A 20,167-nucleotide genomic window follows, 5' to 3' on the forward strand; every position below is an offset into this window, starting at 1 on the left:
CCGGATGTGCAAATATTGATTAACGATTTATATATAGCAAAGCCGCACTACAAGCCAGCCAGCATTTTTGCGATTTGCTTATTTTTGCCTATTTTTATCGATTCCCCTCATTTTTGTGTCACAATTTCGGCACAGCATCTTAAGCTATATCAACTGTAGTCGATGTCACTGACATTTCCCGCCATCTATGTTTTCCATCTTCCATTACTTGCTTATATTGCCACCATTTCGTTGCGTTGCCGCTCGTTGTATCGAAAGCCATTCCGTATATCTCAAAATCCCTAGCAACTGGTGCATAACTTGGCATGACTGGAGCTAAAATATCGACATTCAATGAGCGCTTAAAGTCACCATGGTTTCTAGCAATACTTTGATATTTACCAGTGCCATTAAGCAACTGAACGGCAAATGTTGCGCCCATGATATTGTTATCTTTAATGCTATTCCCTTCCGAACCACTATCAATAACAACGCCCGTTGAGCTAGCCGTCCCACGGCAAATAATGTTATTCCGCTCAATGCGATTATAGTGCGAAGTATTTCCGCTGATTAATACTGCATTATCAGTGCCAATGGCCTGTAGTTTTGGATTATCACTAATATCATTATACTTTGAATTAGCAAGTAGCCAGACAGCCCTATTCGCCTGCGTTACTGTGTTCCCCTTGAACTGACTGTGCGACATACTTCCAGAGAGTGCAGCACAAAAGTTACCAAAGACTGGGTTAACCCATGTGAATGTATTATTGTTTATTTGCGTGTCATGCACCCCATTAACATACACTCCCCCTTGGCTTTGAGATAAGTACGGGTTTGTATTAGTCGATAGGCCGCAATCTAAGAATGTATTACCAGTAACTGTATTGCTCCTAGTGTCAACAAGTCGGACGCCAGAAACTTCACAAAGCTGAAATGTATTACCCGTCACGCTATTACTAAACGAGCCCATTTCTAACCTAACACCACAGGGATATCCATTGACTTGATTTGATGTGAATGAGCAATTATTCACTTTCGCATCAACTTGAATTGCTGAAATTAACGGCCTTGCATAATCCCAATGTGCTGTTTCAAAGCTATTGCCGTGAACAGTAATATTGTAATTATGTGCTTCTATGAATATTGATGAATCATTGCCACGCTGATTAAAAAACTTACCACCAATTAGTTTTGAGTTTGGGCAGTCTTGGCGAAGGAATAGACATAAAGAAATACTGTCATGAAACTCTGTATCAGCAATGCTATCAACGCGTCCTACTGTGACATAAATCCCTGAGCTTTCATTATTTAAGTAGAATTTAGACCCTGAAATATCAAGACCGTACATCGCGTGCAATGACATAAACGGGTCATTGAGTGACACTTTCACCCCAATTGCGTTTCTGAAGTTAGCTTTAATCTTAGCGTTCTTAACTAAGTTATCTAATCGGGATATCTTTGCTGTCGTATCAAAATCGTATGTTAGCTTAGCGGATTGACTCACGGTGATAACATTGCCTCCGTCCTTAGATAAGACAATTGGCGTTTGAACTTGATAAATCCAATCGTTTAAGTCATTCGGTTTTTCAACAAAATCTAAAATAAAGTCTACATTTTTAGGCTCTTTATTTTTAATATAAAGCGTATCACCAACACCGATTTTCTCATAACTCGCTGGCGCAAGAGTAATCGTTCTCTTACCGATTGACCACTGACCCATTGCTGCCAAGCTAGTGACATCACCATTATTTCCCGCCCTGAATTTTGCGACTGATTTCCGTACAAACTCGGCGCCTTGTTCAAATTCAATATTCAGACCGTTTGATAGTGTAAAGTCACTATCAATCAGAAACGAACCGCCAGATTGGACAATTTTCACGCCCAGTTTTTTTGCGGAATTTAAAATAGGCGTTACATCACTCTCGCCGCGCTTATCGGCACCAAGTTGGTCTAAGCTAACTTGACCTTTGGTTATGATTGTTGCTGATAATCCATTTTGAAGCAGAATGATTGAGTGACCATCCGGCTCATCATTTGTGATTAAGTACTCCGCACCCCCTATTGGTCTAGGGTCTAGTTCTACATATGAATAGGGGAAAAATGATAACGTACTGACAATATCACCAAGCTTTGGCGCGGCATCAAGCTTCATTTCGCTAACACTTCTGTATGTTTTTACTATCCTCCCTAACTCACTCCGCAAGCTCGCATCACCAACACTAACCCATGCGCCTTTGCCGATACCTCCAGTTGATTCAGGAGTTGAGCCCGCTGGAACTTGTTTTGGTAATTCTCCATCCCATCGGTAGTATTCTCCTGTGGTTTCATCACGCAGTATATGATTGCGTTGAGTTAGTTCATTATTCGGTAAATTTGCTCCCTGTTGGAAGCTATCGATAGTAATATACCCAGCAGCGACAATAGCGGTATTCATGTCGACTTTAAATTTCTCGACTAACTCTTTGAATAACCACTCCATTCCCGCCGCTGTTAAATGACAATTGCCAAAGCGGTCAATGTATTTATGTTCTAGTGATGTTGCCCATATATCTAATAATCCTGAGTTAAAGAAAAGGTCTTTGATATCACTGCTTGGAACTGGCTTTTGTGTTGGTTTAACTTCTCTCATGCTTATTTTTTCCAATAAAAAAGCCAGCTCTGATGGCTGGCTTGTTGGTTAATGATTGCTGTTATGCGTTATAGTCTGGTTTTGCGTCGAAATATTCGGTTGCAGTTATTGTGTAACGCTCACCACCGAGTGGGCGTTTATCTGTAATTACCCACTTGATGTTTTCTAATTCAACCGATGTTGCTATCACATATCTAGAGGGTGATTGTTTCTGATATCCGTCGTATAGATTGAGTTCTATATCTTCTGGCACACTTGCGATAAAGCCGAACTCAGTATCTTGCCTAGGCGTCGCTTTAAATTTCTGCGTTGTATAGCCCATCGAGTCAGTGAGATACACCCACATTTCATCATCAAATTTGATTTTCTCGCTTGTTGTGAATATCTCTCCTTTTCGTTCAGTGATATATCCTGCTTGCTGATTTGAATCGTAGGTATCAGCAATCAGCACCATATCGCTAGGGTACACATTTCCACCATCCGCAAGCGTTGTCAGGCTGATACTTGTTCGCTGGTGAATAAGTCGATTGGCTTCTAACAGCGCTCTGTCCATGGCTTGATATCGGTTACGGCAACCCTGTAAAACAATCTTATTCGGCGTACGCGACAGCCCTTCCGTAATGCCGTTTTTATCAACTCGAAAGCGGATATAGTCTTTCTTATTGCGAACTGGCTCGACATACTCCAACTCAATCCCGTCATACCCGCTTGGCATAGACATGTCATACGATATCTTCATGTCGTTACCTGTGATGTTTGAGCGATTGAAGGTGGTCATTGGGAATTCGCTGGACTGTTCGCGGGAAAAAGTAAGGACTGCATTATCGAAATAAGCGGTTACTCTCGCAGCATTACAGATAGTTTCGATGCGCTGGCCAAGGGAAATATCTTCGTCGTCGAATGTGTAATCGAAATATCCCAATCTCTCATCAGGTAAGCTATCGTAAATTCGATACAATCCGTCAATGTCGATATTCTTCTCGCTTTCTCCTGCGGTAATTAGCCAAGTGTGCAACACGGCATCAGCAAAACTTCGTGAGGGCCTGAGCGTATAATCCACCTGCTTTGATACTCGGTCATACGAAATGTGCATGCGTGTGGCCAACAAGTTATACTTCCTCTCTCTTGCCCCCGTTGGTGCTTCTGTTGCCCTCACAGACACATTAACAATCGTGTCATTCTCAAAAACGACATTCTCACGAACTCGGACAATGTGAGCGTTTTCGACTTTCATTATACTTCTGTCGCTACTGTTATTTACGCGAGTTAACTGAACCGCATAGCGACTATATCCATCAACTAAGTCAATTTTGTCTGTTCTGTAGTAGTTTCTCGCTCCATTGTTTGCATGTATTGATATGTTTTTACTCTTCCTAGTTCCAACCGCCTCTTCATTATTAACATCAACTTTCCAGTAATCTATCCGCGCATTGGCAGTGCTTCCACCGTCCAGTTGCCCTTGAGTATGCACCCATAACTGATCGCCATCGACAGGAGAAAAGAATGGTCCAACTGTTAGAAACTGGTTGTCATACATAACAAACTTAGTTGTGTTTATTCTTGTGTTTGAAGGTAATTGAGAAAACTCACTACCAGATAATTCATCAAAAAAGAACGTGTAGTACTCAACAGGGAGAATGACTGATTCATCATCAGTTTCCGCATAGGATGTCAGCCTCGCATCAACCGTGATGTTTTTTGTTATCGTTATTTGCTCCATCTGGCCTGTTTCATTGTTGTAGGCCATAATTTCATAGCTAACGCTTATTAGCATTGATATGTAGCGAGGGAATACAACCTGAGTGAAGTAATCGAAGTCATCCTGCTTAACTATCTTCGCGTATGCATTTCCGCCAAGTAATTTAATTTCAACAACTTCGCTTGCCTCTGCTGTGTATCTAGGGATGTCCTTACTTTCGTTAGGTCCCGGTAATTCTTGCCCGTCAATATCAGGGAACTCAAAACCTTCGTTAATCAGCGGGATAACTTCTTTTGGCCTATATATCTTGTAGCTAGCGCCAGCCATTGCCGTGAAATCAGATTCGGCAAACCGGATGCTTTCCGTTTTATATTCGCCAATGCCGATGTTCAGCCACTCAGTTACAGTCTTAAGGTTGTTGTTATACTCAAACATCGATTGCTGAATGAGGTCAGGAAACGCCCTTACTTGCCCGTGAATCTCTGGCCTTGCCTGATATGCTCGAGCAACGTTCGTTTGTCCTGTGAGTCGGTTATTTGGGCTATCTTTAACATTCGACTCCGCAGCAGAAAATGACGGTGTTTTTGGTGCGAGGAACGAGAATACCTTTGTAACCAAGTTAAACACTGGATTCAGGATATCGCCGATAACGCCCTTCGGCTGGTCAAACACTTGAATAAAGTGAGTTGGTGTTATCTCGAAATCTAACTCGTCATCTAGGTCAAGCTCCACGCCGTTCACTGTCACCAGAACATCCCTTGATATATCCTTTCGATGTACTAGGAAATCGCTATAAAAAAAAGAGCCAACTGTTAAATCGACTCTTTCCTTTTTGGTGCCAGCTACTTTTTGAATTTCAACTATCGGCATATTTCATAAACTCCAATTTCGTGAATTTCTTCTCAAGCACAATGAGCCTGTCCATGCGCACAGCACCATTTTCGCCTCGGCTATGAAATGCATTACCATCGATGATTAAGCCAATGTGGGCAGGCTGAGAGCCGCGATATCCAATGAATATCCCGTCATCAAATGGATGCTCTGTGCGCTGCCAGAATTCGACTTCATTCTCATAGCAAGTTACAAAATCATGCTCCGATTCGTAGCCAGCGTCATGATGAATTTCCGTACCTAGTACGTACCTAAAATATAAGACCACTAAGCCCCAGCAGTCACACGCCTCAAACGTACACGCACGATTCTTCCATGGCTTGCCTATCATCAGATTAATAAACTCTAATTTCGTCATTAAACCGTCTCCAGTCCTGTGAATTCTTCCATCGTGTAAATGCGCCCAACGTTCTTATTTAACGGGTTATTCATCGACAGCGTAACAGTGACAGACTCCGCATCGAGTGAGCAGTCTTTCACGTACAGCGACCATTCACTTATCGGGCTATCTTTGTCAGCTGAATCAAATAGCCTGAATGTTGCGATAATTGGCTTCATTCGAGTATTTGACCGCCATAGCTTGAGCTGCTGCTTAAAGTCCTGCGCGACTCGGCTAAACTTAACCGAAGCATCGATAATCGGAGTTTTGCTTTGCTGGCTTTCAGCAAGTTCAAAGTTACACGGCTGATACTCAACACCGCCCAATACCTTAGGATCTATCTGTAAGCTGACTAAATGAATATTTCCGAATGATGGGTGATAGAACTGGATGGTTTCGTAGAATGTGCGCATTGGTCGTTGCGCTCTGTACTCTCTTAACTTCATTCGCCCCCCTTGCACCTAGGCAATCGCTCAGTGACGACAATATCTAGTAGACCCCAATCTCTCGGCGGTATCTCAACGATTAAATCGCCAAACTCGTCGTCTTCATTAAATAGCTTGCGGCAGATAACCGAGCCCGTCCAAGTTACTACGCTGCCATTAATCGACGTTTGCACCGGATAACTAACAAAGTGAAGCTCCTGTGGTTGCAGTCCAGAACCACCAAGATTAATCGGCATCCTGAACCACTTGGTGCAGTTGTCCAAATAATTAGGGCTTCTCAACCATTGCTGAAAAGCCCTCTCTTCACCTAGCTGGAATATCCACTTAACATTCCAAACCGTTTTAATGTCATCCGTTAGCTTCTGGAATATCGGCGCTCCAACTTGAGGCTGATCCGTTCGAAACCCAGTATCAAACGTCATGTTCTTATCCGCTTTTTGTGGTAACGGGAACCATTCAGGGTAGTCGATTATTTCCATGTGATATCCATTAAAAAACCCGCCGTAGCGGGTTATTCAAATATTTGCCTTTGCATTTGCCTATAATCTTCAAACTCAGCCAATTTATAGTATGTGGCTTTCCCATCCGTCAAATGGATAGCAAATACCTCCCCACCAATATAAATTCTCTTTGATTCTGGCATAGACATTTGGATGCTTCGTTGCTGCTGCATCATTGTTGGTATTAGGTCAAATAGATTCCCTTCCAATATATCGCATTCAGGCTTTGCAGCTGTTCCATACGGCAATCTTTCGCACTGAAATTTATTTGTTGATCTAAATGCATATGCAGCATACCCACCTTCTTTTTGCGAGTATCCAATATGATAAATGGTCGCACTTTCACTATCATCAAGCCCATATTTATCTTGCTGCTCTTTATACATGTCCAGCAAGTGCTTTGATGCGTATTCATTTAAGTGATCCATATCCATATATATAAGGCCGTGAGATACCATATTTTGCCAATCTGAACTTAGTGTTCCCATCCCAAGCCCTGAGACAACCATGTTTAGTGTGGGAACATATGTTGCTTTGTTGACAAAAAAATATGGCTTACCTTCCATTGTTACAGCTAAGGTGTCTGTGGCTATAATAGCTTGCTCATTATCCGTATAAAATATTAATGAAGACATTTGTTGTCCTTAAAGTCTAGGGGTTGCAGTTGTATTAGCTATTATAGACTGAAGTGCTGGCCCTTTCTCATTTGCATCCCTCATTATTATCCTTAGTACGTCATCTTCATTTAAGCCCTTCTCCATTCTCTGATCCACGACTGTTGTCGGTGAACCATGGTTTTCTATGATGACCGTGAGATTGTTAATACTATCTTTGCCGCCACTGCTTACTAGATTGTTTCCTTTCGCCTTTGATGGAGTTGGGCCAGTAGAAGCTTTTGGAATAACTGCTGACCCTGTCACATCATCATAGCTAAATACTCTTCCGTTGTTGCCGGGGATTGCGATTAACTTATTCCCTATTTGCATTAACTCAGGCAGATTCTCCTCACCAACCTCGTAGGCAGCTCCACCTTTCACATTACCGCCATTCTTCCGTTTTCCTGCAATAGCCCCAATACCAAGAACCGCCACTGCTGCCATACCAATTTTAGCTGCAGTACCCATTGATGCAATAGAGGCCATGATAGCCGCTGGAGTCCATGCTGCCGTAGTTGTTGCCGCGGCAGCCGTGCTAACTGCGGTTTGAGTTCCAACGGCTGCTGTCTGAGCCGCCGTGGTTGCCGCCAGTGCTGCTTGCTCTTGTCCTGCCCCAAACCATGCCGCTTTTGCTTGCTCTATACCAGCTTGCACGTAAGAGTTGATTAAACTATTCAGGACGGTTCGACCTAATGACCTTGCCGCATCCGCTGCTGTCATTGATTGAGTTATGATACCTGTAAGGGCGTTAGATGCATTACCAGCCAACGAATCAAAGGCCGCTGCTGCTGCCTCATTTCCTAATGATTGATTGCGCCATAAGTCATACATCGCGTTAACTCTATTTTGCTCATATTCCTTGTTGGCTAAATCCATCATCGCTAGGCCTTCTTGTTCAGTGAGTATTTTCTGGTTCATATACTCTTTGATTAAGGCTAGCTTTTGAGTATTCTCATTTTGAAGAGCTTGAATTGGATCAACCTTGGCTCTAGCCTCATCTAAAGCGCTTACAGATGCATTAACCTTAATGTCAGCCATGCCGCTTTCAAAAGCTTCTGTAGCTTCTTTACCCAGTCGAACAAAAGTTTCTTTATCGATGAATCCTTCATCAAACATACGTCGAATAGTTTTAGCTTCTTCTCCGAATTCGCGGGCCAGCTTTAACTCTGGAGTAGCTTCTTGCGCTCGATTGAAATCGCTGATTTTTTGAGTGAGATTATAAATTTCTTCGGCTTCTTTAGCGGCAGCTTCTTTTTGCTTGTCTGTTGCTTTAGAACCTAGTTTCTGCGCCGCTTCAAACGCTGCCATTTCTTTATTAACATCCTCAACGCCACTACTTAGCAATTCGTATCGTTTTTTTAGTGCTTCGACCTCGTTTTGTTGGCGCTTTAACCCTTCCTCTGCTTTATCCTTTTTAGTTCCTGTCCTCCCGTTCTTTTTACCGTCGGATATTTGTTTAGTTAACTTAGCTGCCATTTCGCTTAGTCTGATATACTCCTTTGCGTCCTCGCTATTTTCATCCCAACCAGAGTTTTTAATCATCATCTGAGCATTAAATCTAATGGCAGCCTCTTCCCCTTTGTTCAGTCGAATAGTTAGTTCTTCGACTTTTTCTTTCATTTTATCAACGGCAACCCCTAGCGTTAGGTCTTTGTTGAATTGTAGAGCTGAAGAAAAAGCATCTATAGCATCAGTAGCTGTATCTCCAGTTATGCCAAGTTTTTCTAATTTCTCCCTAAACTCATTGATTGCCATGGTATCTCTAGCCGCTGCTTCACCATCAAGCAATGACCTTGCCAATAATTCATTCTGCTTGGTTAGTGATTGAGTTTCATTATTTAATGCAACCTGAGCTGTCCATTGTTCTACTGTTTGTCCTGCAGTCCTTTTCGCTTGCTCTCCAGAGCGACTAACAGCGCCAGTTAATTTAATTATTTGCTGTGTTGTGTCATCAGCTAATGCTTTGTATTTATTAAGTTCCTCGGTTAGTTCTTTATTGAACATTCCCGTTTTTTCTGAGGTTTTTAACGCAGCATTAAGGTGGTTTATTTCTTTTTCATACTCTTTTAGTTTATCAATCTTACTTTCTAAATCTTTGCCAAATTTATCTGCTGCATAATTAGCTTGAGCATTATTTAACTCCTCTAATTTATCTATTGAATCATCTATTTTTTTATTGAATTCATCGATTTTATCTGTATCGCTCATCGCTTGGTAAAGCGCATACACTCCAGCAGCTACTAGCAAGATAATTCCAGTTGGGCCACCAAGTAAGGCCATAACACTTCTTAAGCCGTTCATTGCTACCACTTGGGCTTTTGCTGCTAAAGTGGCTTTTTCCTTTGCAATTGTAGATGCTTCATCAGCAGCAATAACTGTCGCAGTTGCTTGAGCTTCCAGCCCTTTAGCTTTATTTAGTTCAATGGTTGTATTGTGAAGATTTTCTTTTGCTGACTTTACTTTGTCCTCGGCCTTCCAAACCTCTTGCGCTATTTCTGTTGATTGTTTTTCTATTTGATTTTGCGTTCTTTGAACTGTTGATCGTGCTTTTGTTACTTCTGCTAATGTTTTTTCATTGCCGACTGTTTGATGCGCTAGTTCAGCTTGCTTTAATTGGTATTCTTGTTCTTTTTTCAACACTTCAAGATTTTGAATGCTAGCAGTTTTGCGATCAGCTAAAGCCTCTGCGACTTGCAACTCTGATTCCGCTAGCTTTACAGCCTCTTCCGCTGACTTTCTTTTTTCTTGGGTAGATAAAACTAGTTGAGATGCCTCCGCTTGATACGCTTCGGCTTGTTTTTTCATCACCTCCGCATTTTTAATCTCTTCTGCTGTGGCGTTAATGGCTGCTTGCGTGTGCTTAATTAGCGATTCTGTAGCACTTCCAATATTGCCAACATAACCAGCCCCCAATGAACCGGAAACTGTACTTAACACACCAGTAAACCTACTATGTGTCTGGGCTGCTTTTTCTGTCGCTGCTGAATTGGCTCCAATTTTCCCAGACAATTGAGCCATGTCACGAGATAGCTTATTTATTTCTGGCATCTTCATAGCTGCAGCCACTTGAGATGCAGTTTTATCTAGTCTATTTAAAGAGTCAGTGGCTTTGTCTGTACTTTTCTCAACGTTATCCATTACCTTGTTGACTTGCTTCTCACCGACAAGCAACTCTTTAATGTCCATGCTTACATCGTAGTGGATACCACCGGCTGATTGGCTTTCTGACATAATTATTTTCCTCTAGAAAAAAGAAAGCCCCGTCAACTTGACAGGGCCTATGCATAAAATCTTAGGTTAATTTATAATGAGCTTTTCTTTGCGGCTTCAGCTTCACTTAAGCATTCTTTTCCGTTGCTAAAAGTGTACTGTAGAAATAAAAAACCATTTGAGCGGCTATCAGCTCTAACTTCAACGCCAATATCACTAATATCATTATCTTTCATTGGTTCACTTTGGTTCTTCCAGTTAGCAGTTAAAAATCTTTCTTCCTTATAAACTGCAGTCATCCAATCTTGAGGCTCCTTCCATATAGAGCCTGATATTAATATGTCTGTTTGTTTAGGTTTTCCGTAAATAGATTCTAATGATTTTACTAAGCTATTAAATTCATCCCGTATTGGATATCCGTGAGAATTATTTTTAATATCCTTTCCAATCGCTCTTATTTGGCATAAACCAACTGTAGGGGAAATAACCAATCCAAAAGAATCGAAGCTTGAATTGCTTTTTGGCGACTTGGTGACTATATATAAATTTTCTTCTTCACGAACAAGCTTTACATCAGCGCCTGTCATATCTTCGATATTTTGCTTCGTCAGACCCATTTTGAACCCAAATGGACCACTTTCAGGTGGTAACATGGCGGTGTTTTTCTCGCCATTATTACTTTTCGCGCCAATTTCCTTACTCTCTTGTTCGGACTCTTTGCTTAAATCAGCTTCTCCAGTATTGCTTTGGATCATTAATCCATACTTCGCAGATAGATATTTTTGCTGCAGCATAGCTAAAGTTTGCTCTTGCGTAGCAATTGTAGCTAACTTCATTGATAAAATTAGCCCTCCAGAATATTGCTCAGCCTCTTTTTTTTCAGCTTTTATCTCTTCTTCCGCTTTAGCTATCTCTAATTCTAACTGTTTAGCTAATTCTGGATTTTCTTGGGAGCCTTGAATGACAATATCTATTTTTGCCCCTGACTCTATGGCATTAATACGCTGCTGAAGTAAAGCTTTATTTGTTTCTAAAACTTCAGCTCTGGCATGGATTAAAGATTTAATCAGCCCGCCTGTATATTTTTCTTGGTCTACTTTTGCACTTGATAAACTTTGTTCTGTTGCTGCTAATTCAGTTTTTAAGCTGCTAACCTGTTCAATTTCCAATGGGCTTAATTCTTTTTGCCCGCAACCAACAACAATAAATGCACCAATGACAACTGCTAGTACAGTCCTTTTCATCCCATCACCTATTTGTATTATTAATTTCCCTTATGATATCCCGAGGTTGGCGCAAAACAAAGCAAAAGACCTCAGTTAAGAGGCATAATGTGTGATCTGGATTACAAGCCCATCCTTGGGCTATGTGGGGGTTAGGCTGCGGCCTTTAATTCTTTATCGTGAGTAAATAATCCATCCCAATTCTTTTTCATCGGTAACTCACCTGCGAGATAAAGGTCATAAATGCGTTTAGCGCCTTTCTTCAATAACACGGGCTGATATTTAATGAATGGCTCGTAACCGTGAGGGTTAATTTCACTCTGATTTTCAGTCATATACTTATCACGAGCATATGAAGCAACACGCCAGCGAACATTTTTTCCTGACTTACTTTCGTTATATAGCCAATTGCGTTCTGCTAACCACATTTGAACCTGTTGAGTATTTACGCCATTAAGCATTTTGCAAAACTGTGTTGGAGTCATACCTTCTTTGAATAGGTTTGACATGCATTCAACTTTGTTGCTCAATTCTTTATTGCTGTGTTCGAGTGCAATAACTTTTTCTGAATAAGTCAGTAATGTTGAGCGCAAGAATTCAGGATCATTCAGCGCTGCCATAGGAGTTACCTTACCAGTTTCAAGCTCTCTCCAGCGTCTTGATACTTTATGGCGCAACGGTACACTGTACCCAGTCATTAACGTCATAGTAAGGTCTTGGTCTAAACCTATTTCATCAATAACAGAACGACCTTTATATTTTTTACGTTTAATAAAAAACTCTTTAGAAACATAATTATCCGTGTTTGGATAATTAAAATCTAGCTCACTTAACATTTTCTCGATGTCACGAACCACATGATGATGAGCCTTTCCTGTCAACTCCGCAATCTCGCGGCTCGACATAGTGACATTTGTTTCATTTGATGCTAATGTTAATTCGTTCATTTAAATCTTCCTTTATGGATTGATTTGGGAAATAGCCAACAGTTCGCACCTGCTGGCTTTTCTGTTTTAATGACACCCGATATTTCTTTTTTTGTTACCACTAATCATCACTCCTTTGTCTTTACCTTCAAATACTACGTTTGCACCTCCCAGTCTTGAGCCAATATCAAAGTTATCTTTCAATCGGTGTAGCATTTTCTTTGTGTCCACAAGCAGTTCTTCAATCTGTACTGCTTGTTTAGCACTGTTATGTAATGCATGAATACGAACCTTTGCGCCAGTTACATCAAAGCCATCACGCTCTAATTGCTCTATCAAATCAAGCTCTGGTGCAGGGTTTCTGTTATCAATCAGACTGCTAGGTGTTAGCCATGCATTATCAAACTTACGGTTATGAACATCAGCAGATTCAATTGGGTAGTGATAATTAAATACTGGCGAATGATTACCTAACTCAACCTCGCGATCTAAAATATCCAATACCCATTTACGAAATTGCTTTGCTACTGGTGTATTAGAAAACATTGCGATCAGGTGAGCGCCGCGAAGAGAATAAACTCTGACCGATTTGTTACGTAAGCTATTGTTTATCCCGTTGAACGTCATATTGACGGTCATTGTCATGGAGTCTGTAAACTCATCTGCATTACGTGCATAAAGCTTACTTACGTTATCTGTACGGCTATACCCTAATACCTGTGCAATTTCAGTTGATGTTAACCACACTTGACCATCTTCAACGATTGGGTTGAATGTGAAGTTCTGGAAAGTTAAATCAGTTTTCGCTACAATGTTCATGTCATTTATTCCTGTCTAAGGGTTTATCTGGCAACTGGCCTCAATTGTTCGCGCAATTGGGGCTTCTATTTTTATAGGCATTCTTTTATTACCTTCTCTACTCTCTCATCAAATGACATTTCCAGACGTAATAACATTTCTTGGTTTTCAGTCCGCTTACTACGCGCTGCTGCTTCTTTGATCTTCCAGAACAGGCTTTCTGGTGTCCTCAGTAGCTTCTGTTTTGTTATTTCCTTTTGCACTCATGACCTCCTGCTATTATTTGCTATCAATTGCTAACATTGATAGCATGTCAACAGTTTAAACTTTTGGTGCTAAAAATTATGGGAAAGAAAGACGTTCAGTTAAATATTAGAATGACCCAAGAGTTGAAAAAAAGAATTGAGGACTCGGCTAGGTCAAACAACAGAACAATAAATACCGAGGCAATAACTCTCATTGAGAAAGCACTTTCAGATGAGATGTCTGAGTTTGGGTATAGAGTCAGGGATGCTTCAATTGAGCTAAGCGATCAAATAAACCTTCCATCAGCGGAGATAGAGAGAATCATAAACACGACATTGATTGAAGAAGTAATTAAGGCTTTATCAATTTCTTTAGAAGATATACTTGATAACGCAAAAAAATCAGTCGTGGCTGAGATGGATAAACATAAAAAATAACCACCCAGCCCAAGGACGGGCAATAAAAAACCCACCGGAGTGGGTGGGTTGTTATGATAGCTTGTATTTGGCAGACTAATTTGGAGCCTCTTCACTATCAGAGCTGTCTTGGTTCTTATTTCCCTTTCTACCTGCGGCAAACACAGCAGCTAATGCCACTAGGTTTCCTGTAATGAGAGTTCCTGCAAACCAATACGCACCATCTTTAGCAAAATAAGTTGCAATAATTAATACGCTTATTGAGAGAAAAAAACCCATCCATTGCCCGCGACTATCTTTTTTTATAGCTCCCTTAAGGGCCGTTTTATGCGTATCATGCCTAAAGCTTTGCTCTTTTTCTGTTAGGCAGAAAATTCTTTCCGCTCCTCCAGGAAGGATTTCTTCATACCTCTGCAAAAAGTCAGGCGGTGGCAAAGGCCCTCTAAAAGACTCTTTTTTCTGAACGATAGCCATGACTCTAGGATTATCCAATATTCTTTCAAGTATTATTGGATTATCAATCACTGTACTTTCTATTTTCGCTATCGCACCATCAACATCTGAGCCCTGATCGGGATTATCATCGTCAATGGTCACAATTTCATCTTTAGGCTTTAAATCCATGAGCTATTTCTTTTCTGTTACGCAATAAGACTCTAGACCAGCAGCAACCTTGGTCATGTCTTTCCCCACATATTCGATATCTTTTTTTAGGCGATCTTGGTCTCGCCCTTGCGCTGCCATTTTTCTGTAATTTGTAGCAGGAGCCAAGTCCATTATGCTCCCCATAGCTATGAGATATCTGCGCATTGTTGCTGTCATGTGACACCTCCGCTTAGTTAAAAACCACAATTCATAGTTTGTGGTTACATCAAATTGCTAAATATACCTTGGAGTATATTAGAATTAAGTTAACTTAACTGCAAGCTCTACTTGTATCTTGAATATCGAGGTGTATAATGCCGCGCCTCGATAATACCTACCATTTATAGTAGGTATTACCACCATAATATCCATCACGGCTGGTAATAAATAATTACCAATAAAAATACCCATAAACACTCAAAAACACTGTATACATATACAATGATACCTACTTGGTACGCATTGATACCTAAAAAACACCTATCTAGAATGAGAGTTTTTGAGGATAGGTGGCATGGAAAGAAAATATAAGCATCCGCAGGTTAACCTCAGATTACCGACTGATTTAAAAGATAGAATTCAAGAATTAGCTGAATTTAATAATCGGTCAGCCAACCAGGAAATGGTCGCAGCTATCGAATATTGGATACTGCGTAATTCTCATGTTGAAGTTTTAACGATTTCTGATGCGGCTGAGCGCATATTCCAGCTTGAACGAGAGATGGAAGTCGTTAAGGAAAAATTAGGGATTAAGAAGTAGCCGCAAAGCTACTTCCGACTCACAAGTCTACGCTTACCTGTTGCCAGCTCTTCATTGCGCTGGTCATCGGCTTTCATGATCTCGTCGTATTCTTCACGAGTGAAGCCTTTCTCGTCTGGATACTTGGCTTTTAACATCATGACGAACTCGGTCATTGTTAATTGTTCAGCTTCCTCGCGATTCACACCGAAATGAGCACGAGCAGCGGTAATATATTCGATGGCATTAAAGCTATCTGTAAATTCATTTTTACCTTCGTTACGCTGAAGCTTCCTAACTTTGGCCTTACCGATAATGCCGTGGGTCATTAACTCCCGAGCAAACACGATGATATCTGTAATTGGCACCTTACCCAGCTTATAGATGACGCCATTTTTACTGGGCTTCCACTCACCTATAAGTTCATCGCAATCATCATTACAGCAAGCTTGCATCACCATCATTGAAGTTGATAAGATACTACGCCCATACGTTGGCTTTTTTAATGCTTTAAATAGCCACTCAGGAACAACTCCATAAGCCTGTATAGCACGAGCAATTAACGCTTGAACTTCTGCACCACTTAGCAAAGTAAATGCGTTAACAATCTGCTCTGGCGTCCCTATTCTAGTCATTGCGTCAAATGATGGCCTAAACAAATAATCTTTATCAGGCGTTGATATTGTGAATTCGCCATATTCCTTTCTTGCTGTCATATTTCCCCCTGAATATTATCAAGGGCACTCGTAGGCACCCTTTGTAATATTAAGCAGCTGTGACAGTGACTACGCACTTAGCAGTTTTTGCACCATCTTCAGATGTGACTGTTACGTTTGCTGTTCCTGCCGCTACGCCTGTGACAGTGACAACATTCACCAACTTACTAACCGTTGCAAAGTTGGTCTTATCACTTACAACCGTGTAGTTCTTATTGGTTGCGTCTGTTGGCGTGAAGTTAACTGTAAACGTGCCTGTTTCACCTTCTTTTACGCTTAGCGTTGTTGGTGTAACCGCTACGCTAGTCACTGGAACTTCTTCAACTAGCCATTCGACCGTATCAGCATCTGAAACTTTAACCTCGCCTGAGTAAGTGGCAATTTCTGACGCTGGGAATTCAGATGACCAAGAAGTGAAAACGAAATAGCCTTGCAGCACAATCGCATCTTCACCAGTGAAATCCATCTGCACCCAATATGACGGTTGGCGACCTGCTTGAACTTCTTTAGGGATTTCTTGAAGCAATAACAATGGGCCAAAATCGTCATCTTTATCACGTTTGCGATATTCACCATCAAATGAAATGGTCATATCTAAGTTAGTGACTACGTTTTCAACTAAACCTTTGGTGTCATCTGCTTCTGATGTGATGGAGTTTGGCGACAAGTCAAATGACTTAGTGGTCAATGCCCCAATGCGTTTAAATGCTGATTGGTCTGGAACCTGATCGGGACAACCTTTCGCAATACGAATAATCGCATTACGCCCAATCAGCTTATTGGTTTGTACTGGGCAATCTGCCATGTGTTTACCTCTTTCTATAGAAAATAAAAAAGGTCGCACATTGGCGACCTAGTTTGAGATTTATTTGTTTATGATAAGCAGCGGAATGAGAGCCTGAATATCGTTCGGTTTTCCGTGGTTACAATTCCTGACGGCAACCCGCCCATGTTAAAAACTGAGTTGAGATTACAGTCGCTAGGATTTGCCGCGACATATTTGAGTATTTCATCAGCACGAGTTAATGCAGGGATTGGGTTGCTTTGCTCTGATACTAGAATTACATCCACATAGTCATCAGCGCTTAACTCACCAAATCGCCCAGAGCCATCATTAGGTTGAATGACTAAATACTGTTGAGTTTTGGTATTAGCCTTCTCTTCCCACTGCAACCGCTGCACAGTAAAGTCATTTGTTAAGCCACCTCGCTCTAAGTAATCAAGGAAATCATCAATAATCACAATCTCATTTCCTCCATTATCGCTGCGTCAATCATTTCTCTTGTTTCTTCAAAACCTGAATCAAGGAAAAGCTTCTTGGCTGTTGGGCGCTTAAACTTTTGTACAACTCTAGGATCATGAACATAAACAGCATAACTAGCGCTATAACCAACACGCCCAGTCAATATCGTTCCATTCACCTTAACCGACCTATAACTTGAATTGATTAACGTCTTTGTATCGATTGGTGTATAGACAGCAGCTTGTCTGCCTCCAATATCTAGCGCTCTATGCATAGCCCTTGTCGCTTTATTAGCTGTAATATCACCAACTATCCTAGATAAGGCTGCCTTAGCCTCATTAATGCCTCTAACTCTCGTTGCCATATCAAGTCCTTATTTTGTAATCCGGGTCTTGTCTAAACATCCGAGTATCAAAGTCATCACGAGCTTTAATTTTTGAACTTCCCCCCTCGACTTTCCTCGGATCCAGAATTGTTCGAGTGTCATTCTGAGCGATATAATCACCGACTTCTGGCAACCTTACAGGCTTACCTTTGTGAAATGATTCGGTGTTGAATACCAAGCGTGAAATAAACTCACCACCGTTAGCGTCCATCGCCTTTTCGTTCGTTGCTACCCAGTTGCAGTCAATGAGGTATGGAGTACCGAAAATAATTTCATCACCCCACTTCCCTCCCATGCTTACTGGATACACAGTCGCAACACTCTTATATGACCAACGTGACATTTTAGCCATATCAACCCCTGAACACGTCGAATTGCACTATTGATAGCGGTTTGCTTATGGGTAGCGCATCAGTGCAACCAGCCGTATCTAAACTTGATAAGAGGTTAGCAAGCTGTTTCCTTCCATCATCAAAGTATTGATATGAGCGAGAAGCGCCAGACGGTGCGTGCTCTGATGTTGTTTTCCTCACATCGGCAGATGACAGCATCAAAACAACAGCATAAAGCTTGATGAGCCTAGCCGTACTTTCTGGATAGTTTGAAGCGTCAAGACAGTCATCTATTCCATTTGCAATAGTGATAAACGACTCAATAATAAAATCAGGAGCCTCAAAGCCCATTGAATCAAGCAACTCCTGAACCTGTTCGATTGTTATGTCTACAGCCATGAGACCGCCTGAATATTAAAGGGACCGAAGCCCCTATGATAATTAACCGCCAGTTGAGTCTTTACCGAACGACACCATGACACCCGCAGTATCTTTGATATCTGTCGCAATCTGTTTCCAGTTAGCTACAGTTTCAATTTGCGCGTTTGTTGGTGATTTAATGCTGTCCTTACTCCACTGGTAGCCGCGCAGACCAATCGTAAAGTCATACTCGCCTTGCATTAATGCCTTGATATTCTCTTGGCCTAATACATCTTGAGCCTTCATGATAAGCGGTGATGTTTGAATAGCCGCTGCACCAGTAACCAAGCCTAATGAATGCTGTTTGTCTGCATCAGATAAAGCAGGAATATCAGAGATGACAAATCGACGACCTAAGTTATCCTGCTTGATCGCAACATTACCAATCTGGAACAGGTTGTTAGCATTGGTGAGAGTTTCGTCCATAAAGTCATTGAACGTCGCACCGTCCATCAGCCAAGCAACAATTCGTGAATATGCATCACCAAATGGGCGAGTTGCTTTGTTTAAGCCGCGCAATGATGGTGTATCACCACCAACAGTGATTGCATTCGTATTACCAGAGATAGCTGCTTTCAATGCCGCACCAGCAGTATTTAAGTAATCTTGAAGCATTGCCTCAGCTGATTGTGCAGCCACTACAGCAGACGCCTCGGTAACATCTTTACCTAAACGCTTCATCATGGTTGGAGTAACAGATACTGGGCCAATACGACCATCGACTTTAATCATACGATCAAGAATTTGACCTAACTCTTGCGGAGTCAAATTACCTGAACCGTAAGCGTTACGGCGTTGAGCCAGTCCGCCAAGTAATTGCCATGATGTTTGTTCAATATAGTCACCAATATGGTCACCATCACCGAGAACTAAAGCACCGCCAGATGCTTCATTAAACTGACGAACCGCCTGAGCGACTAGCTCGGTAGCTGCCAGTGATACTTGTTTTTGAAAAATGTATAAAGACATATAAATTAATCCTCTTGGATATTAGCAATGATTTCACGTGCGCTATCAACTAATGGATTAGCGCTTTTGGGCTTATCACTGCCTCCGGCTGGTGACTTCCCTTTACCGCCTTCACCTCCGGTTCCGGTGGCTTTGCTACCGATAATTACTGGTGCAAATAACTGGTTACTACGAAACTCTTTTTCTAGATCATCAATAGTGAATGCAGAAGGATGACCAGCCGAATCAACGACTCGCGTTTTACCTTCTTCTACTGATAAGCGAGATTTAATGTGTGGCATGATTAACGGAGCAGCATCACCAGCCAATTTTGTGGCCAATGTCTGTGCAACGTTATCAACCAAAAGCGTGTGTAGACTTGTGTCTTTTTCCTGCAATTGTGCTAACAGCTCGCTTTCACGTGCTTTTAACTTTTCAGCCCAACTTTTTTCTAATGATTCGATGTCGCCATTTTTACGAGCCTGTTCTTCCGCTGCCTTCTTTGCAGCTTCTTCAGCTTGTCGGCGTTTCTCTTGCTCTGATTTTTTCTCAGAAAGCAACTCATCAACTTTTTTCTGAAGCCCTGACACATCAGGAATATCAGGCATACCTTCAATTTGAAGCTGGTAATTTCCACCAGACTCTTTGTAAAAAGCCTTTTGCTCATCGGTTAATGCGTCAAATTCTTCTTTCGATAATAAATATTTAAACATCGTCAAACCTCTGGTTTAGATGGCGCGG

Annotated in this window: 23 protein-coding genes; 2 read left to right on the forward strand and 21 right to left on the reverse strand. The window is 41.4% G+C overall.

Annotation, left to right across the window (positions count from 1 at the left end):
- Positions 1 to 139 precede the first annotated feature (139 nt).
- The 11 genes from PSF09_RS02415 to PSF09_RS02465 form a co-directional block, all read right to left on the reverse strand.
- Positions 140 to 2,608, reverse strand: coding sequence for a NosD domain-containing protein (locus PSF09_RS02415; RefSeq protein ID WP_272683422.1), 2,469 nt, complete (start codon positions 2,606 to 2,608; stop codon positions 140 to 142).
- A gap of 61 nt (positions 2,609 to 2,669) precedes the next feature.
- Entirely contained in the window at positions 2,670 to 5,177 is a 2,508-nt protein-coding gene (locus tag PSF09_RS02420; protein ID WP_272683423.1) for a host specificity factor TipJ family phage tail protein, read from the reverse strand.
- Complete coding sequence (locus PSF09_RS02425; protein WP_272683424.1) at positions 5,164 to 5,556, reverse strand: NlpC/P60 family protein; 393 nt, start codon at positions 5,554 to 5,556, stop codon at positions 5,164 to 5,166. Before PSF09_RS02425 ends, PSF09_RS02420 begins: the two co-directional genes overlap by 14 nt.
- Positions 5,556 to 6,023, reverse strand: coding sequence for a DUF1833 family protein (locus PSF09_RS02430; protein ID WP_272683425.1), 468 nt, complete (start codon positions 6,021 to 6,023; stop codon positions 5,556 to 5,558). Before PSF09_RS02430 ends, PSF09_RS02425 begins: the two co-directional genes overlap by 1 nt.
- Positions 6,020 to 6,502, reverse strand: coding sequence for a hypothetical protein (locus tag PSF09_RS02435; RefSeq protein WP_006661951.1), 483 nt, complete (start codon positions 6,500 to 6,502; stop codon positions 6,020 to 6,022). Before PSF09_RS02435 ends, PSF09_RS02430 begins: the two co-directional genes overlap by 4 nt.
- 32 nt (positions 6,503 to 6,534) lie before the next feature.
- Entirely contained in the window at positions 6,535 to 7,158 is a 624-nt protein-coding gene (locus PSF09_RS02440; RefSeq protein WP_210845349.1) for a hypothetical protein, read from the reverse strand.
- Between the two features lie 9 nt (positions 7,159 to 7,167).
- The gene (locus tag PSF09_RS02445; protein ID WP_272683426.1) at positions 7,168 to 10,410 is read right to left on the reverse strand and encodes a hypothetical protein; all 3,243 of its coding nucleotides are present in this window, start codon (positions 10,408 to 10,410) and stop codon (positions 7,168 to 7,170) included.
- A 71-nt stretch (positions 10,411 to 10,481) separates the two neighbouring features.
- Positions 10,482 to 11,633 (reverse strand): hypothetical protein, encoded by a 1,152-nt coding sequence (locus PSF09_RS02450; RefSeq protein ID WP_222960603.1) that lies wholly within the window; start codon positions 11,631 to 11,633, stop codon positions 10,482 to 10,484.
- Positions 11,634 to 11,764: 131 nt separating this feature from the next.
- Positions 11,765 to 12,559 carry a Rha family transcriptional regulator gene (locus tag PSF09_RS02455; protein ID WP_262960998.1) on the reverse strand — a complete coding sequence of 265 codons (795 nt, stop codon included), beginning with the start codon at positions 12,557 to 12,559 and terminating at the stop codon, positions 11,765 to 11,767.
- A gap of 66 nt (positions 12,560 to 12,625) precedes the next feature.
- Positions 12,626 to 13,357: a BRO-N domain-containing protein gene (locus PSF09_RS02460; protein ID WP_272683427.1), complete on the reverse strand. Its 732-nt coding sequence runs from the start codon at positions 13,355 to 13,357 to the stop codon at positions 12,626 to 12,628.
- A 71-nt stretch (positions 13,358 to 13,428) separates the two neighbouring features.
- Positions 13,429 to 13,599: a hypothetical protein gene (locus PSF09_RS02465; protein WP_168697696.1), complete on the reverse strand. Its 171-nt coding sequence runs from the start codon at positions 13,597 to 13,599 to the stop codon at positions 13,429 to 13,431.
- Between the two features lie 81 nt (positions 13,600 to 13,680).
- Between PSF09_RS02465 and PSF09_RS02470 the strand changes: the two genes are divergently transcribed.
- Complete coding sequence (locus PSF09_RS02470; RefSeq protein WP_136135556.1) at positions 13,681 to 14,019, forward strand: Arc family DNA-binding protein; 339 nt, start codon at positions 13,681 to 13,683, stop codon at positions 14,017 to 14,019.
- A 75-nt stretch (positions 14,020 to 14,094) separates the two neighbouring features.
- Here the strand turns inward: PSF09_RS02470 and PSF09_RS02475 are convergent, their stop codons facing one another.
- Positions 14,095 to 14,622, reverse strand: coding sequence for a DUF2335 domain-containing protein (locus tag PSF09_RS02475; RefSeq protein WP_096864246.1), 528 nt, complete (start codon positions 14,620 to 14,622; stop codon positions 14,095 to 14,097).
- A gap of 3 nt (positions 14,623 to 14,625) precedes the next feature.
- Positions 14,626 to 14,775: a hypothetical protein gene (locus PSF09_RS02480; RefSeq protein WP_171831162.1), complete on the reverse strand. Its 150-nt coding sequence runs from the start codon at positions 14,773 to 14,775 to the stop codon at positions 14,626 to 14,628.
- A 382-nt stretch (positions 14,776 to 15,157) separates the two neighbouring features.
- Between PSF09_RS02480 and PSF09_RS02485 the strand changes: the two genes are divergently transcribed.
- On the forward strand, positions 15,158 to 15,403 hold the full coding sequence (locus PSF09_RS02485) for an Arc family DNA-binding protein (protein ID WP_006661960.1): 246 nt from the start codon (positions 15,158 to 15,160) through the stop codon (positions 15,401 to 15,403).
- 8 nt (positions 15,404 to 15,411) lie between these two features.
- Here PSF09_RS02485 and PSF09_RS02490 read toward each other — a convergent pair whose 3' ends face one another.
- From PSF09_RS02490 to PSF09_RS02525, 8 genes are all read right to left on the reverse strand, one after another.
- Entirely contained in the window at positions 15,412 to 16,098 is a 687-nt protein-coding gene (locus PSF09_RS02490) for a DUF6246 family protein (RefSeq protein WP_272683428.1), read from the reverse strand.
- A gap of 49 nt (positions 16,099 to 16,147) precedes the next feature.
- Complete coding sequence (locus PSF09_RS02495) at positions 16,148 to 16,903, reverse strand: phage tail tube protein (protein ID WP_210845359.1); 756 nt, start codon at positions 16,901 to 16,903, stop codon at positions 16,148 to 16,150.
- Positions 16,904 to 16,971: 68 nt separating this feature from the next.
- Positions 16,972 to 17,340, reverse strand: a complete 369-nt coding sequence (locus PSF09_RS02500) for a phage tail termination protein (RefSeq protein ID WP_070929145.1) — start codon at positions 17,338 to 17,340, stop codon at positions 16,972 to 16,974.
- Complete coding sequence (locus PSF09_RS02505; RefSeq protein ID WP_129467066.1) at positions 17,337 to 17,705, reverse strand: HK97 gp10 family phage protein; 369 nt, start codon at positions 17,703 to 17,705, stop codon at positions 17,337 to 17,339. The genes PSF09_RS02500 and PSF09_RS02505 overlap by 4 nt, the downstream gene beginning before the upstream one ends.
- A 1-nt stretch (position 17,706) precedes the next feature.
- Positions 17,707 to 18,078: a hypothetical protein gene (locus PSF09_RS02510; protein ID WP_272683429.1), complete on the reverse strand. Its 372-nt coding sequence runs from the start codon at positions 18,076 to 18,078 to the stop codon at positions 17,707 to 17,709.
- Position 18,079: 1 nt separating this feature from the next.
- Complete coding sequence (locus tag PSF09_RS02515; RefSeq protein ID WP_105881123.1) at positions 18,080 to 18,457, reverse strand: DUF7370 family protein; 378 nt, start codon at positions 18,455 to 18,457, stop codon at positions 18,080 to 18,082.
- Positions 18,458 to 18,499: 42 nt separating this feature from the next.
- Complete coding sequence (locus PSF09_RS02520) at positions 18,500 to 19,447, reverse strand: major capsid protein (protein ID WP_105881124.1); 948 nt, start codon at positions 19,445 to 19,447, stop codon at positions 18,500 to 18,502.
- Between the two features lie 5 nt (positions 19,448 to 19,452).
- A complete protein-coding gene (locus PSF09_RS02525; RefSeq protein ID WP_221078487.1) occupies positions 19,453 to 20,139 on the reverse strand; it encodes a hypothetical protein in 687 nt (228 codons plus the stop codon).
- Positions 20,140 to 20,167: the final 28 nt, after the last annotated feature.

The organism is Providencia sp. PROV141 (genome assembly GCF_028481645.1).
GTDB classification, from domain to species: Bacteria; Pseudomonadota; Gammaproteobacteria; order Enterobacterales; family Enterobacteriaceae; genus Providencia; species Providencia rettgeri.

What these genes read in the sequence shown, in the direction of transcription:
- PSF09_RS02415 (WP_272683422.1), bottom strand. Translation starts at nt 2,608, where the DNA reads ATGAGAGAAGTTAAACCAACACAAAAGCCAGTTCCAAGCAGTGATATC.
- PSF09_RS02420 (WP_272683423.1), bottom strand. Translation starts at nt 5,177, where the DNA reads ATGCCGATAGTTGAAATTCAAAAAGTAGCTGGCACCAAAAAGGAAAGA.
- PSF09_RS02425 (WP_272683424.1), bottom strand. Translation starts at nt 5,556, where the DNA reads ATGACGAAATTAGAGTTTATTAATCTGATGATAGGCAAGCCATGGAAG.
- PSF09_RS02430 (WP_272683425.1), bottom strand. Translation starts at nt 6,023, where the DNA reads ATGAAGTTAAGAGAGTACAGAGCGCAACGACCAATGCGCACATTCTAC.
- PSF09_RS02435 (WP_006661951.1), bottom strand. Translation starts at nt 6,502, where the DNA reads ATGGAAATAATCGACTACCCTGAATGGTTCCCGTTACCACAAAAAGCG.
- PSF09_RS02440 (WP_210845349.1), bottom strand. Translation starts at nt 7,158, where the DNA reads ATGTCTTCATTAATATTTTATACGGATAATGAGCAAGCTATTATAGCC.
- PSF09_RS02445 (WP_272683426.1), bottom strand. Translation starts at nt 10,410, where the DNA reads ATGTCAGAAAGCCAATCAGCCGGTGGTATCCACTACGATGTAAGCATG.
- PSF09_RS02450 (WP_222960603.1), bottom strand. Translation starts at nt 11,633, where the DNA reads ATGAAAAGGACTGTACTAGCAGTTGTCATTGGTGCATTTATTGTTGTT.
- PSF09_RS02455 (WP_262960998.1), bottom strand. Translation starts at nt 12,559, where the DNA reads ATGAACGAATTAACATTAGCATCAAATGAAACAAATGTCACTATGTCG.
- PSF09_RS02460 (WP_272683427.1), bottom strand. Translation starts at nt 13,357, where the DNA reads ATGAACATTGTAGCGAAAACTGATTTAACTTTCCAGAACTTCACATTC.
- PSF09_RS02470 (WP_136135556.1), top strand. Translation starts at nt 13,681, where the DNA reads ATGGGAAAGAAAGACGTTCAGTTAAATATTAGAATGACCCAAGAGTTG.
- PSF09_RS02475 (WP_096864246.1), bottom strand. Translation starts at nt 14,622, where the DNA reads ATGGATTTAAAGCCTAAAGATGAAATTGTGACCATTGACGATGATAAT.
- PSF09_RS02480 (WP_171831162.1), bottom strand. Translation starts at nt 14,775, where the DNA reads ATGGACTTGGCTCCTGCTACAAATTACAGAAAAATGGCAGCGCAAGGG.
- PSF09_RS02485 (WP_006661960.1), top strand. Translation starts at nt 15,158, where the DNA reads ATGGAAAGAAAATATAAGCATCCGCAGGTTAACCTCAGATTACCGACT.
- PSF09_RS02490 (WP_272683428.1), bottom strand. Translation starts at nt 16,098, where the DNA reads ATGACAGCAAGAAAGGAATATGGCGAATTCACAATATCAACGCCTGAT.
- PSF09_RS02495 (WP_210845359.1), bottom strand. Translation starts at nt 16,903, where the DNA reads ATGGCAGATTGCCCAGTACAAACCAATAAGCTGATTGGGCGTAATGCG.
- PSF09_RS02505 (WP_129467066.1), bottom strand. Translation starts at nt 17,705, where the DNA reads ATGGCAACGAGAGTTAGAGGCATTAATGAGGCTAAGGCAGCCTTATCT.
- PSF09_RS02510 (WP_272683429.1), bottom strand. Translation starts at nt 18,078, where the DNA reads ATGGCTAAAATGTCACGTTGGTCATATAAGAGTGTTGCGACTGTGTAT.
- PSF09_RS02515 (WP_105881123.1), bottom strand. Translation starts at nt 18,457, where the DNA reads ATGGCTGTAGACATAACAATCGAACAGGTTCAGGAGTTGCTTGATTCA.
- PSF09_RS02520 (WP_105881124.1), bottom strand. Translation starts at nt 19,447, where the DNA reads ATGTCTTTATACATTTTTCAAAAACAAGTATCACTGGCAGCTACCGAG.
- PSF09_RS02525 (WP_221078487.1), bottom strand. Translation starts at nt 20,139, where the DNA reads ATGTTTAAATATTTATTATCGAAAGAAGAATTTGACGCATTAACCGAT.